The following is a 13,793-nucleotide window of genomic DNA, read 5'->3' as shown; positions in this document are numbered from 1 at the left end:
TGGACGCGGCTTCTTACGTTTCAATGGCAACACGCTGGTTCGCGACGTTATCAACTATCCATTCTCAATTATCAATTGTTTTCCACTCCCTGCGGCTCAATCGCGAGATCCTTCAGCGCCAGCACCGCCTGGGTGCGGTTGCGGACGCCCAGTTTGCGGAAGATAGCGGTCATGTGGGCCTTGATGGTGGCTTCCGACACATCCAGTTCGTAGGCGATTACCTTATTCTGCATGCCTTCCATCAACATTCCCATTACCCGGAACTGCTGCGGGGTGAGGCTGGCGATGCGTTCGCTCATGGCAGAGTGGTCGGGCAGGGTGGGTGGCATGGCTCGACGGGCGTGTTCGGGTAGCCAGCGCTCGCCCTTCATGATCTTGCGCATGGCGTCGGTCATGGTGTCGATGGAGGCCGACTTGGGGATAAAGCCGTCGGCGCCAAAATGAATGGCACGCTGAATCACGTCGACACTCTCGGTGGCGGAAATTACCACCAGTGGCACCTTGCGATACTGTTCGCGAAGATAGACCAGTCCGGAAAAACCATGGGTGCCCGGCATGTGCAAATCGAGCAGAATCACATCAAAGGGAATGGCCTGCTGGCCCAAGGTTTCCAGGGTGGCCAGGGAGTCCGCTTCGTGAATGGTGGCATCAGCAAAGCTGGCCTCCACCGCCTGTTTCAGGGCAGCGCGGAAAAGGGGATGGTCATCAGCTATCAGTATTGTTGTCATGGCCCTGATTTAAGCATGAACAAAAAAAAGATGCTGCCCTTTGGGAGACCCAAAGGGCAGCGGGTAGTAGGGAAAAACAATAAAACAACAGACTCCCTTCAGCGTAAATTCTCGTGATGCCGGTGTTTCGGGCAACCCCCAAAACGCTTTGCTCCCGGCGAGGGCAGCAATCACCGATTCACCCGGGTCTCCACCAGGCTGGCCACTACCGCCGGATCTGCCAGTGTGGAAATATCCCCCAGGCTGTCATGCTCGTTGGCCGCCACCTTTCTCAGGATGCGCCGCATGATTTTTCCGGAACGGGTTTTCGGCAGCCCGGCGGTAAAGTGGATCAGATCCGGGGTGGCGATGGGGCCGATTTCCCGGCGTACCCACTGGCGCAACTCCTGTAGCAGTTCCTCGCTGGCGGTTTCACCGTCATTCAACGTCACATAGACATAGATACCCTGGCCCTTGATGTCGTGGGGGTAACCCACTACCGCCGCTTCGCACACCCGTGGGTGGGCCACCAGGGCGCTTTCCACTTCCGCAGTCCCCATTCGGTGGCCGGACACATTCAACACATCGTCCACTCGACCAATAATCCAGTAATAGCCGTCTTCGTCCCGGCGAGCTCCGTCGCCAGTGGTGTAGTAGCCGGGGAAGCTGCTGAAGTAGGTCTGCACAAACCGTTCGTGATCACCCCACAGGGTGCGGGCCTGCCCGGGCCAGCTGTCGGTAATGACCAGGTTGCCTTCGGCGGGGCCGTCCAGCAGGTTGCCGTCGTTGTCCACCAGCGCAGGCTGAATGCCAAAGAAGGGTAGGGTGGCGGCGCCGGGCTTGGCTTCCGTGGCCGCCGGTAACGGGCAGATCATGATGCCGCCGGTTTCGGTCTGCCACCAAGTATCCACCACCGCCGCCTGGCCATTGCCGACCACATCATGGAACCACTGCCAGGCCGCCGGGTTGATCGGTTCACCGGCGGTGGCCAGTACCCGTAGCTTGTCACGGCGGCTGCTTTGGCAGCAGTGATCGCCACCGGCCATCAGGGCACGGATGGCGGTCGGGGCGGTGTAGAGAATTTCCACCTCGTAACGGTCGATGATGTCGCCCACCCGCTGGTCGTTGGGATAGTTCGGTACCCCTTCAAACATGACGCAGGTGGCGCCGTTGGCCAGCGGGCCATAGACCAGATAGGTATGCCCGGTGATCCAGCCCACATCGGCGGTGCACCAGTACACCTGGCCGGGCTGGTAATCGAAGGCCAGCTGGTGGGTCAGTGAGGCATAGACCAGGTAGCCGCCGGTGGTATGCAGCACGCCCTTGGGTTTGCCGGTGGAGCCGGAGGTATAAAGAATGAATAGCGGGTCTTCCGCGTTCATGGACTCCACCGGGCAGTGGCTGTCGCTTTGTGCCTGTTCCTCTGCGTAGTCCAGATCGCGCCCAGGCTGCCAGTGAATTTCATTACCTACATGGCGAACCACCAGCACTTTTTCTACGTCACCGGTCCCATCCTGGCGCAGAGCCTCATCCACATTGTCCTTCAGTGGGACGGGTTTGCCTCCGCGCCGTCCGGCATCGGCGGTGATCACCATCTTCGCGCCACAGTCGGCAATACGACCGGCCAGGGCATCCGGGGAAAAGCCGGCAAACACCACGGAATGAATGGCGCCGATGCGCGCACAGGCGAGCATTGCGAAAACCGCTTCCGGGATCATCGGCATGTAGATCATCACCCGGTCGCCTTTGCTGATCCCGTGTCGTTTGAGGGTATTGGCAAGCTGACAGACATGTAGATGCAGGGCCTGGTAAGAGATTTCCCGGCTCGCTTCACCGAGTGCGTCCGCTTCCCAGTACAGGGCGACGGCATCACCATTGCCTGCCAGGTGGCGGTCGATGCAGTTGCTGCTGGCGTTGAGTTCTCCGTCATGGAACCAGCGGATATGTACGTCATCCTGATGGAAGCTGGTGTCGCGAATCTGCAGCGGCTCTCGCAACCAGTCGATCCGCTGGGCCTGGCTGCGCCAGAAGCCGACGCTGTCCTGCAGACTCTGCTGGTAGAGAGACTGGTAGTCGTTGGCGTCGATCCAGCAATGGGATTTCAGCGCCTCTTTCACCGGCACACGTACACCCGTTTCCATGGGATTTCCTCACTGAAGTGATGCAGTTGTTATAGGAGTGTTGCCAGTGTGCGAAAGCAGGGCGGTGCGCTGAATTAGACCTTGGTCTTACGAAAGGGCAGGCCTGTTTCGACCTATGGCTAATAGTTCGCCGAATATTGGCCGCGCAAGCTGTTCGTGGAGTCACTTACGTGTTGATGAAAACAAGAGGACAGGGCCATGACAGCAATAAAACCCAAGTACCTGTGTGCCGCCGTTCTATTCGCCCATGCGGGTATGGCGGGTGCCGCTACCCTGGAAGAGCGGGTGGCCGATCTGGAAAACAAGCTGGAACACAGCGGCGGTAACAGTCAGATCACCTTCGGTGGTTTTATCAAAGCCGATACTATCTACAGCAAGTACAGCGATGGCGAAGAAGCGACAGCACCAATAGGTGAAGATTTTATGGTGCCTTCTACCATTCCTGTAGCGGGGGAAGAGGGTTCCGGCAAACTGCACATGCACGCCAAACAGAGCCGTTTGTGGTTGAAAAGCGTAACCCATACACCCGTGGGCGATGTGAAAGGGCATATCGAAATCGACTCCCAGACTACAGGCCTTGGGGATGAGCGCATCAGTAACAGTTATGCAGTGCGAATTCGACATGCCTATCTGAGCTGGGACAAGTGGTTATTCGGGCAGACCTGGTCCACCTTCTTTAACGTGAGCGCACTGCCCGAAACCCTGGATTTTGTTGGTGCGGCCGGCACCGTGTTCGAGCGCCAGCCGCAAATTCGTTACACCAGCGGCCCGATCATGCTGGCCCTGGAAAACCCGTCCACTACCCTCTACGGCGGCACGGAAAATCCCTATGACGATAACGGTGTGCCCGACGTGGTGTTGCGCTACAACCTGACCGGCGACTGGGGCAACGTGAGCCTGTCCGGTATGGGCCGGGAGTTGGCCTATCAGGACAACATCGGTGGCCAGGACCGGGATGAAAGCGAATACGGTTACGGTTTGGCCCTGGCGGGGAAGATGATGCTGGGTGAAATGAATGATGTGCGCTTCCAGCTAAATTACGGTAATGCGATCGGCCGTTATCACACTCTCAATGCGTTCCGCTCCGGACAGATTGAGGCGGATGGGGATATCGAGCTGATCGATCAATGGAGTGCGGTACTGGCCCTGCGTCACCACTGGAATGATACCTGGCGCTCCAACTTCGCGGTGTCCATGAGCGAGGCGGACAACCCGGATACTGTGGCAGGCACCACCAATGAAACCGTGCAAAGCGCCCACGCCAACCTGATCTGGCAGGTGGCCAAGCCGCTGTCGCTGGGGGGCGAGTTGATCTATGGCGAACGGGAAACCGAAGCCGGTGATAATGGCGATCTGAAGCGTGTACAGCTCACTGCAAAGTACGCATTTTGAAAACGGCTCTCCAGGTTGAGTCCTTGGAGCCAGGCTGGCATGGCGAAGCTTCCTTTGGAAATGGAAAGTGCGCCTTGTGAACAAGGCTTCAACGCTAAAGCCTAAGGGTAAACAAAAAACGGGGCGCTTTGAGCGCCCCGTTTTTTGTTGCCTGCGTGTGATCAGGTTTTTAATCCAGATCCGCCGGGTACACGCCGTGCTCGTCATGTACTTCCTTGCCGCTCAGGGGCGGGGTGAAGGCGCAGGCCACCACCATGTCTTCGTCACCACCGTAGAGCCAGTGCTCGTCGTGCTCGTCGAGCAGGTAGATGGTGCCTGGCAGCAGGTCGTAGACCTTGCCGTCGGCAATGGTTTCGATCTTGCCGTTGCCGGAAATCACATACACGGATTCCCAGTGGTTCTTGTAATGGATGTGGGTCTTGGTGCCCTTGAAGATGGTGGTGATGTTGAAGGAATGCCCCATCTTGTCATCTTTTAGAGACAGGCGCACAGACTGCCAGTTACCGTTTTCGGCTTTGACACAACGGTCTGATTTCTCGGCTTCAGCCAGAGTACGAACGATCATGGATATGACTCCTGAGAAAAAAGGGAGGAGAGGAAGGCTCCCCCGGGGAGGGGGGAGCGGGCAGCCTGTTAGGCAGAAATGCTAGCAACAGAATGCGCTTCACCGCGCTTGATGCGGTCAGTCATGACTTCGGCAACGCTTTCCTTGATGATGTCCAGCGCGCGGGTCAGGTCTTCTTCATCAATGGTCAGAGGACACAGGGTCTTGATCACCTGGTCATCGGCACCGGAGGTCTCGATCACCAGTTGGCGCTTGAAGCAGGCCTTGGTGATTTCACCAGCCAGTTCGCCATCGCGGGCCACCAGGCCCTGCATCATGCCGCGACCGTTCAGGTAGAACCAGTGATCGTCATAGGTGTTGGCGATCTCACGGAAACGGTCGGTGATGATGTCCGCCTTGCGTTGCACTTCCTTGGCGAACTTGTCGTCGCGCCAGTAGTGGTTCAGCGCTGCAGCGGCGGTGACGAAGGCCAGGTTGTGGCCACGGAAGGTACCGTTGTGCTCACCGGGCTTCCACTGGTCCAGTTCCGGCTTCAGCAGCACCATGGCAAACGGCAGGCCGTAACCACTCAGAGACTTGGACAGGGTGATGATGTCTGGAGTGATACCGATATCATCGAAGCTGAAGAAAGTGCCGGTACGGCCACAGCCCGCCTGGATGTCATCCAGAATCAGCAGCATGTCGTGTTTGCGGCACACTTTTTCCAGGTTGCGGAGCCAGTCGAAGCTGGCTGCATTGATGCCGCCCTCGCCCTGTACAGTTTCCACAATCACTGCCGCCGGGTGGTCCACGCCGCTGGAGGAGTCGCCCAGCACCTTGTCCAGGTACTCGGTGGTGTCGAAGGCATCGCCCAGGTAACCGTCGTACGGCATCGGTGTTACACCGCCCATGGTGACACCTGCAACGCCACGGTGGTGGCTGTTACCGGTGGTGGCCAGGGCGCCCAGGCTCACGCCATGGAAACCGTTGGTGAAACTGATGATGTTCTCGCGACCCTTGATGTTACGGGCAACCTTCAGCGCCGCTTCCACCGCATTGGTGCCGGTGGGGCCGGTGAACTGCATGATGTAGTCCATATCGCGGGGCTTCAGGATCACTTCATAGAAAGCATCCATGAATTCACGCTTGGCGGTTGTGTGCATGTCCAGGCCGTGAACGATGCCGTCGCGCTGAATGTACTCAAGCAACTTCTCTTTCAGTACCGGGTTGTTATGACCGTAGTTCAGGGTGCCTGCACCGGCCAGGAAGTCGATATATTCCTTGCCGTTCTCGTCGTACAGGTAGCTGCCCTTGGCCTGGTCAAACACTACCGGGAAGCTGCGGGCATAGCTCATTACTTCCGATTCGTGACTGTCAAAAATGTCGGTATCCATGATTCCTGTTCCTCGCTTGAATTCGGTGCTTGTTTCGTTCTGATCAGGTCGTTCAGGCTTCGTCTCGATTGAATGGCCCGATACGCAGCAGGTATTCGTCATTGTGTTCGCCGGCAAAATGAATGCGCGAATCGAACAGAATAAATTCTTCCGTGGGCATGCTGCGCTGGTAGGCGAAGCTGCGGAACATTCCCCAGGACGCTTCATTGTCCGGGGTAATGGTGGTCTCGATAAACTGAACGTCGGCGCTTTCTTCGCGCTCTATCAGCTCGGCCAGCATGCGCTTGGCCAGACCCTTGCCGCGGGCTTTCTCATGCACGGCTACCTGCCAGACAAACAGGGTGTTCTGCTGCTTGGGCGGGATGTAGCCGGAAATGAAGCCTACCAGGTCGCCATCCATTTCTGCGGCGACGGAGGTGTCAGCAAAGTGCGTGCACTGCAGCAAGTTGCAATAGACGGAGTTCTCGTCCAGCGGCTTGCACTCACTGATCAGCTTGTGCACCCGGCTGCCGTCCTGGCTTTCCGGTTTGCGGAAAGTAATGTCATCCTGATTGTCGGTGGATGAATCCGTTTTCTTTGCACTGTCTGCAACCATGATTTCACTTTTGGTCCGTTTTAGAGAAAGAGTTTGTTTCGCGTTCGCGGCGGCTGCTCATGTCCACCGCTGGTTGAGCGCGGTCAATAGCGCCCAGATCCAGTACCGGAGATGCATCGATATCGCCGGCATTCATCATGGCGGCCACCCGTTGCAGGGAGCTCAGTATTAAAGATTGCTCCCAATCTTCGAGGCGGTCAAAACGCTCGATGAATTCGTCCTGAAGCGGGGTAGGGGCCTGGTCGATAATGTCATCGCCAGCTGGAGTCAGGTGGGCGTACACCCGGCGCTTATCCTGCTCGCCGCGCTTGCGTTCGACCAGTTCCCGCTTCTCCAGGCGATCCAGAATAGTGGTGATGGTGGCCTGGCTGAGGGAGACCTCATTGGCCAAGTCGCCCATGGTGATTTCACCGTGAGCAGAGATCGCCTGCATGATAAGCAACTGCGGCGAAGTCAGGCCGGAGACCTTGCTCAATTTTCGTGAGTAAAGGTCGGTGGCGCGGATAATCTGTCTTAATGCGATCAGCACGTCTTCGTGTCTGGCCATTGCCGTCAGTTCTCTTGATAACAAAGTAATGTGACCGTTGTTAGACATAATATGTCTGCAATCACCTTTGAGATGTAAGGATTCAACCCCACACCATTCAGGGCAACGCCAAGTAATTCCTTGCGAAAAGTGATAAGCTATTTTAGAGATAAAACATTTAGAAGTCAAAGTAACTACCAGTGAACAGGCAGCCATATCGCCTGAATCCACGTCCTTTCTGAGCTGCACGGGATTTGCCCGCTGCCTTGTCGCGTGCCCTTTATCCTCTATTCAATCAGGCCTGATGCCTTGCCCTGGTCAGCGGTTCCTACTGAGTCACTACCGCTCATTGCTGCCAGTGAATCTGGTTACAGCGGTGGCGTATACGGGGGCTTAATGCGACCATAGCGTCGATCTGAAGCGATGCTTTCAGATTCTGGTTTTTTGACCGTAAGTCGACAGATTGAGGATAGAGTCTTGCAGACAATGCGACTTGCGCGCCTGGCATTGCTGGGGGTGTTGTTTCTGGGCCTGGCGCCCATGGTGGTGGCGGAAACCGATGAGGCTCCTCGCCCGGAATCCGAAAGCGAAATTGAAAAGGGCCCGGTCATTTCCCAGTTTCGGGAAAACTGGATCCTTGGCGAGCTGCGTAACCTGCGCCAGGACATGATGGAATACCGTAACCAGATGAACCTGCTGGTCACCGACCGGGAGCTGGAAGTGGCGGACAAGGCCATGGGTTACGCCACCAATACGGTGACCTATTTCTTCTACCTGATTGCCGGCGCTGCCTCCATCCTGGCCCTGGTGGGCTGGTCCACCATCCGTGACCTGAAGGACAACGTGCGGGTCTACGCGGAAAAGGAAATGGCCCGCCTGACCAGTGAGTATGAGGCTCGCCTGGCGGACCTGGAGCGTGAACTACGTAAGAAATCCCTCACCATTGCCGAAAACCAGGAAGAGATCGAGCGCACCAACGAGATCCACAGCCTGTGGCTGAAGGCCACCAAGGAGCCCAGCGCCCAGGCCAAGATCGAGCTGTATGACCGCATTCTCGAATTACGTCCGGATGACCCGGAAGCCCTGGCCTGGAAGGCCGATGCGGCCCTGGAGCTGGGCGAGCAGCGCTGGGCCCTGAGCCTGTGTGACCGGGTGCTGGAAGTGGACGAGGAAAACTCCCATGCCTTGTACCAGCGCGCCTGCGCCTGGGCCGGGCTGGGCGAGATCGACAATGCGCTTGCCGACCTGGATACCGCCATCCAGACCTCGGAAACCCTGCGTCGCCATGCCCGCAGTGAAGAGATGTTCCGGCCGCTGCATGAGCTGGCTCGCTTCCAGGAACTGGTCGGCAGTGCAGACGAGCCCATCTGATAGGGCCATTCTGTCAATCCCATAGCCAAAGCCGCGCCCGCAAATGGTCAATTTGCGGGATACTTTCTGCTAGACTTGCCCCCCTTGTCAGTCAGGGCGATGACGGTCGGGTTACCGTTTTGTTCACCCGACGGGCCATAAGATGGCCTCTCGTGCGCCCCTATGGAGAATCCCATGACACGTGAAACTGGTGCCGGTGGCACCAAACAGATGCCGGACGTAGCGTCCAATTCCATGGTGGATCACATCCATAGCACCCTGGATTGGGTCGGCATGAGCGAAATTCACCTGCCTGCCCGGGTCAGTGACACCCTTGCCGGCGAGCGCCCGGTGAGCACGTCCATTCAGGCCTATGTGAACCTGGCCAATCCGGATTCCAAAGGCATTCATATGTCCCGGCTGTTCCTGATGCTGGAAGAGACCTTTGGTGATCATTCGGTCAGTGCTGCATCCATTGAACAGCTGCTGCGTAATTTCCTGCAGACTCACGAAGGTCTCAGCACCCGTGGCTTTGTGCAGCTGGACTTCGAATACTCCATGCGTCGCCCAGCCCTGAAGAGCAGCTATTCCGGCTGGAAGAGCTACCCGGTGAGCATCAAGGGTACCCTGTGTGAAGAAGGCATGCGTATCGAGATGTACGTGGAAGTGCCTTACTCCTCCACCTGTCCCTGCTCGGCGGCCCTGTCCCGCCAGCTGATCCAGGAACAATTCCGCCGTGATTTTGCCGAGGGCAAAGTGGACGCGGATGCGGTCTTCGAATGGCTGGGCACGGAAGAGGGCATCCTGGCTACCCCGCACAGCCAGCGTTCGGTGGCCCAGGTGCGAGTGTTGCTGGACCACACCGAAGGCGATGCCTTCCCGATAACGGCGCTGATTGATTCCATCGAAGGGGCCCTGAAAACCCCGGTGCAGACCGCCGTGAAGCGGGTGGACGAACAGGAATTTGCCCTGCTCAACGGCCAGAACCTGATGTTCTGCGAAGATGCGGCCCGCCGTCTCAAGCAGGCCCTGAATCCGCAGGGCTGCTACAAGGATTTCTGGCTGCGTGTGAACCACCTGGAAAGCCTGCATGCCCACAACGCGGTGGCCATCGTCACCAAAGAAGTGGACGGTGGCTACCTGCCGATTCCCTGATCTGTTGGCGCGTCACAAGAAGCCCTCTTCCTGAACGGGAAGGGGGCTTTTTTGTGGCTGCCGGCCCTTCAGGTCCTTGTGGGAAGCGATGCTCGCATCTCGAAGGGCTGTATTAATGGCTCCACCATTTCGACTTTTCCCCGTCCCTTCCGTTGCGTCCGGCCCCTTTGTGATTTGCGGCCATGGTGCTGCCTGGTTGCTCAAGTTGTGATCAAATGCCGGGCCGGCCATGCCAATATCCGCTAGTTTGCATATCGGCACTGGCGTCCCAGCCAGCCGAAAACAATAAAAACACGCTAGGCAGACCAGAAATGAGTACGACTGATGCGTCCCGGCCCGCTGCGGGTCGGTTCTACCGGAAGGAACTGGTGGCATTGCTGGATCATTGCGCCCGGGTTCCGCTGACTCTGTTGCTGGCTCCGGCCGGGGCGGGCAAATCCACCTTGATCAGCCAGTGGCAGACCGGGGCCGAGCCCCGTGCGGTGGTGTCCCTGAACCTGCGTCCGGTGGATGATGATCCGGTGCGCTTTCTGCGCCGTTTCGCCGAGCAGACACGGGCAGTGGTGCCGGCGTTTGATACCTCCTGGTTCATGCCCTTCGATGTGGCCGAGTTGCCACCATCGTCCATTGCCGATGCCCTGTTTGATGCCCTCGAGCAGGTCAGTGAGCCCCTCTTTATTGTCTTTGATGACTTCCAGCATATCCGCAGCCCGGAAACCCTCAGCGTCATCAGCACCCTGCTGGACCAGCCACCGGCAGACGTCCATCTGATTATTGCCAGTCGTACCCAGCCGTCCTTTGATGTCAGTCGCCTGCGGCTGGACGATGCTGTGGTGGAGATCGGTGCCGCCGACCTGAAGATACGTCGCGAGGAAGTTACCGCGCTCAATGAAGGCTTGGGTGGCACGGCCCTGGACGAGGACGAGCTGGCTCATCTGCTTACCATCACCGAAGGCTGGATGGCCGGGGTCAAGATTGCCCTGCTGGCGGCCATGCGTTCCGGGATGCAGACTCTGCAGGACTTTGATGCCAGCCAGCCAGAGTTGATGGAGTACTTCGGCCATGCAGTCTTGAAAGGCCTGCCCGATACCGCCCGCACCCTGTTCATGCAGAGCTCGCTGCTGGACAGTTTCAATGCCGAGCTGTGCGACCAGGTGCTGCACAGCGATCGCGCCGCCCGCCTGATTGAGGAGCTGACCTCCCGGGAGCTGTTTCTGATCCCGGTGCCCGGCAAGCCCGGTTGGTATCGTTACCATGCGCTGCTCAAGGATTTCCTGCGCGCCCGGGTGGCCATCGACATGCCCGACTGCATCGCGCCGATTCATCGCCGGGCTACCCGCTATTTCGTGCGTCAGCAGAATTTTCGCCAGGCGGTATGGCATGCCAAACGGGCCGGGGACGACACGCTGTTTATTCATTGCCTGGAGCAGGCCTTCGACTACTGGCTGCGCGAAGGCTACACCGCCCACATTCTCGACTGGGCGGAAACCCTGCCCGATAGCGTGATTCTCAGTCGCGACGAATTGTCCGCCCCCCTGATCAGCACCCTGACCCTGTCGCGCCGTTTTTTTCGTGCCCGCTATTACCTGGATGCCTTGAAGGAGGCGCCACGTAGTGGTGACGCGGCCTGGGGAAATCATGCCCGGGTGATCGATTTTCTGGAAATGCACCTGCAACTGTTCCAGCACGATACCGATTTCATGGAAGGTGCCAATCTGTCGCTACTGATGGAAAGCAGCGGGCATCGGGATATCCGCGCCTTCTCCCTGGCCATGGTGGCCTACTACCATTTACAGCATGGTCGGCTGGAATCCGCGCTGGCGTTTTCCTGTCAGGCGCGGGATGTTCTGCTGCGGCTGGGGCATCATTTCACCGCCGGTTATGCTGGGCTGATCATGGCACTGGCCAATCACCAGCTTGGCCACATCGGCGAAGCGGTCGCCTTTATCAACGAACACTTTCACGGCACCTCGCGGAATTGCCCGACCTGGTCACTGTGGGCAACGGGCATGGTGGTAGTGCTGTACGACCAGAACCGTCTGGAAGAAGCCCAGCAACTGTGCGAAGACCTGCTGCCCATGGTGTCGTCTGCCTCGGCAACGGAGGTAATCTCCACGGTCTATCTGACGCTGTCACGGTTACAGCACTTGCAGGGCAAGCAAAAGCCCTGCGAGCGCATGCTGGAAAAACTGCTCGGCATCTTGCAGCTGGGAAATTACCAACGCTTCGTCAACATGGCGGTACTGGAAATGATGCGTCAGGCGTTCACGACCGGCCACTGGGCCCGACTGGACGCGGTAGCGGAACGCTTCGACCTGGCCGGCTGGGTGGCTGACAACGCCACGCGCACCCCGGCCACCTACAGCCAGAGCTGGGAGCGCAAAGGGCTGGCCGCGGCCTACTGGCTGATCGCCAATGGTCGTCTTGCCGAGGCGGAAGCCGTGTTGCAACGGCTGCTGGCGGTGGTGAAGGCGGCGGGTATCATGACTCGGGCCTCCATCATTGAGGCCAACTTGTTGGTGATCACCAGCAAGGGGCTCTCTGCCAGCGAGCAGGCCAAGCGGGTAGATGAGCTGGTGACCCGTTACGGTTTGCTCAACATCAATCGCTCCGTGTTTGACGAGGCGCCGGGGCTGGCCAGCCTGATGCAGAGGCTATGGGGAAGCGGTGCCCTGATGTTGCCGGATTTCTATACCGAGCTGTTCCCCTCTGTGTTCGATGCCGCGCCTGTCAACGATCCCCTGGCGGTGGACCCGGAATCGGTGCTTACGCCGAAAGAGCTGGAGATCTTCGAACTGCTGCAGAGCGGCCTTAGCAATGCCCATATCAGCGAAAAGACCGGCACTTCCGTCACCACCACCAAGTGGCACCTGAAAAACATCTACAGCAAACTCGGTGTCTCCAGCCGCACCGAAGCCGTCCTGCGCGCCGCATCGCGTTAGCCGCTCTTGTTGGTAAATCGTTTTCACCACAGAGGTCACAGAGCGCACAGAGTTAAAACCCTTTCAGACTGCTACGGTTTTCATGTAGAGCGTCGCTTGCGGCATGATTTAGGGGCTGGCGAGTTGCGAGGAGCGAAAGGCCCTGTCTGCGGTGTTTTTGCTTTTTGAAACCTTCTACATCGCGCCGCCAGCGCCGTACTTAATAGAGGTCGTAGCTGTCCGCGGGTTGAACTCTGTGCGCTCTGTGACCTCTGTGGAAAAAAACAGATTGTCCCCCACACCCAAACCATGACCCGGTTCGCGATTTCCGCTTACCCCCTCCCGCAGGAGGGGGTGGAGGGGGTTGCCCCGTTGCTAGAGTCCGGGCGTTGTCATCCGACATACCCCGAGAACAACAAGACGGAGGCTTATCATGGCTATGACCCCCTGGGTTACCTGGCCGGCCCTCACCAAATTCGGCACCCTGGGCGTTATGGGTGCGTTGCTGGTACTGGCCGGGCAGCGGGAAGACCTGCTCGAAAACAACATGTTCGACATGGAAAGCTGGGACGAAAAGAATGCCAGCATTGTCTGTGACGAACGCAGTCTCACCGCCCGTACCGAAGACGGCACCTGTAATATTCTCGACAATCCGGCGGAAGGCTCCGCCCACGCCAACTTCGGCCGCAACGTAGACCCGGCATCGGTGTATGCGGAAAACGCCAGTGGCAACCTGCTGACCCCCAACCCCCGGGAAGTCAGTAACCTGATCATGTCCCGTGGCGGTGATTTCAAGCCTGCTACCACCCTGAACTTTATCGCCACCTCCTGGATTCAGTTCATGGTGCACGACTGGTTCGACCACGGTCCCCGCACCGAGGCCAACCCGATCGAATTCCCGTTGCCGCCTGGCGATGTGCTGGGCGATGGCACCATGTCCGTGCAGCGTACCCGCCCGGACCCGGACGTCAGCGGCGATGAATCCATCGTTACCTACGAGAACATCAACACCCACTGGTGGGATGGCTCCCAGCTCTACGGTAGCGACAAGGACACCAACGACGAAGT

At 58.2% G+C, this 13,793-nt stretch carries 11 protein-coding genes; 5 read left to right on the top strand and 6 right to left on the bottom strand.

Going from position 1 to position 13,793, the window contains the following annotated elements; translation table 11 throughout:
- Window positions 1-71: 71 nt before the first annotated feature.
- Entirely contained in the window at window positions 72-728 is a 657-nt protein-coding gene (locus tag HUJ17_RS09695) for a response regulator transcription factor (protein ID WP_290510503.1), read from the bottom strand.
- Between the two features lie 170 nt (window positions 729-898).
- The gene (gene acs / locus HUJ17_RS09690) at window positions 899-2,848 is read right to left on the bottom strand and encodes an acetate--CoA ligase (RefSeq protein WP_290510502.1); all 1,950 of its coding nucleotides are present in this window, start codon (window positions 2,846-2,848) and stop codon (window positions 899-901) included.
- A gap of 198 nt (window positions 2,849-3,046) precedes the next feature.
- Between acs and HUJ17_RS09685 the strand changes: the two genes are divergently transcribed.
- On the top strand, window positions 3,047-4,240 hold the full coding sequence (locus tag HUJ17_RS09685; RefSeq protein ID WP_290510501.1) for a DcaP family trimeric outer membrane transporter: 1,194 nt from the start codon (window positions 3,047-3,049) through the stop codon (window positions 4,238-4,240).
- A 169-nt stretch (window positions 4,241-4,409) separates the two neighbouring features.
- Here HUJ17_RS09685 and HUJ17_RS09680 read toward each other — a convergent pair whose 3' ends face one another.
- The 4 genes from HUJ17_RS09680 to HUJ17_RS09665 form a co-directional block, all read right to left on the bottom strand.
- On the bottom strand, window positions 4,410-4,805 hold the full coding sequence (locus tag HUJ17_RS09680; RefSeq protein ID WP_290510500.1) for an ectoine synthase: 396 nt from the start codon (window positions 4,803-4,805) through the stop codon (window positions 4,410-4,412).
- Window positions 4,806-4,873: 68 nt separating this feature from the next.
- Window positions 4,874-6,178: a diaminobutyrate--2-oxoglutarate transaminase gene (gene ectB / locus HUJ17_RS09675; RefSeq protein WP_290510499.1), complete on the bottom strand. Its 1,305-nt coding sequence runs from the start codon at window positions 6,176-6,178 to the stop codon at window positions 4,874-4,876.
- Between the two features lie 52 nt (window positions 6,179-6,230).
- The gene (gene ectA / locus HUJ17_RS09670) at window positions 6,231-6,773 is read right to left on the bottom strand and encodes a diaminobutyrate acetyltransferase (RefSeq protein ID WP_290510498.1); all 543 of its coding nucleotides are present in this window, start codon (window positions 6,771-6,773) and stop codon (window positions 6,231-6,233) included.
- A gap of 4 nt (window positions 6,774-6,777) precedes the next feature.
- Complete coding sequence (locus HUJ17_RS09665; RefSeq protein ID WP_366471176.1) at window positions 6,778-7,548, bottom strand: MarR family transcriptional regulator; 771 nt, start codon at window positions 7,546-7,548, stop codon at window positions 6,778-6,780.
- A gap of 237 nt (window positions 7,549-7,785) precedes the next feature.
- Between HUJ17_RS09665 and HUJ17_RS09660 the strand changes: the two genes are divergently transcribed.
- From HUJ17_RS09660 to HUJ17_RS09645, 4 genes are all read left to right on the top strand, one after another.
- The gene (locus HUJ17_RS09660; RefSeq protein ID WP_290510497.1) at window positions 7,786-8,670 is read left to right on the top strand and encodes a hypothetical protein; all 885 of its coding nucleotides are present in this window, start codon (window positions 7,786-7,788) and stop codon (window positions 8,668-8,670) included.
- A gap of 174 nt (window positions 8,671-8,844) precedes the next feature.
- Window positions 8,845-9,804: a GTP cyclohydrolase FolE2 gene (gene folE2, locus HUJ17_RS09655; protein ID WP_231866133.1), complete on the top strand. Its 960-nt coding sequence runs from the start codon at window positions 8,845-8,847 to the stop codon at window positions 9,802-9,804.
- A gap of 311 nt (window positions 9,805-10,115) precedes the next feature.
- Window positions 10,116-12,746 carry a LuxR C-terminal-related transcriptional regulator gene (locus HUJ17_RS09650; protein WP_290510496.1) on the top strand — a complete coding sequence of 877 codons (2,631 nt, stop codon included), beginning with the start codon at window positions 10,116-10,118 and terminating at the stop codon, window positions 12,744-12,746.
- 412 nt (window positions 12,747-13,158) lie between these two features.
- The coding region (locus HUJ17_RS09645) for a peroxidase family protein (RefSeq protein WP_290510495.1) at window positions 13,159-13,793 on the top strand (635 nt) is incomplete at its 3' end.

Source organism: Alcanivorax sp., from assembly GCF_014762765.1.
Lineage (GTDB): Bacteria > Pseudomonadota > Gammaproteobacteria > Pseudomonadales > Alcanivoracaceae > Alcanivorax.
The sequence above is the reverse complement of the archived record's forward strand: the minus strand, read 5'-3'. Positions and strand labels throughout refer to the sequence as shown.

Excerpts from the sequence above, each read along its gene's own strand:
- HUJ17_RS09695 (WP_290510503.1), bottom strand. The coding sequence starts at position 728 with ATGACAACAATACTGATAGCTGATGACCATCCCCTTTTCCGCGCTGCC.
- HUJ17_RS09650 (WP_290510496.1), top strand. The coding sequence starts at position 10,116 with ATGAGTACGACTGATGCGTCCCGGCCCGCTGCGGGTCGGTTCTACCGG.
- acs (WP_290510502.1), bottom strand. The coding sequence starts at position 2,848 with ATGGAAACGGGTGTACGTGTGCCGGTGAAAGAGGCGCTGAAATCCCAT.
- HUJ17_RS09680 (WP_290510500.1), bottom strand. The coding sequence starts at position 4,805 with ATGATCGTTCGTACTCTGGCTGAAGCCGAGAAATCAGACCGTTGTGTC.
- HUJ17_RS09685 (WP_290510501.1), top strand. The coding sequence starts at position 3,047 with ATGACAGCAATAAAACCCAAGTACCTGTGTGCCGCCGTTCTATTCGCC.
- ectB (WP_290510499.1), bottom strand. The coding sequence starts at position 6,178 with ATGGATACCGACATTTTTGACAGTCACGAATCGGAAGTAATGAGCTAT.
- folE2 (WP_231866133.1), top strand. The coding sequence starts at position 8,845 with ATGACACGTGAAACTGGTGCCGGTGGCACCAAACAGATGCCGGACGTA.
- ectA (WP_290510498.1), bottom strand. The coding sequence starts at position 6,773 with ATGGTTGCAGACAGTGCAAAGAAAACGGATTCATCCACCGACAATCAG.
- HUJ17_RS09660 (WP_290510497.1), top strand. The coding sequence starts at position 7,786 with ATGCGACTTGCGCGCCTGGCATTGCTGGGGGTGTTGTTTCTGGGCCTG.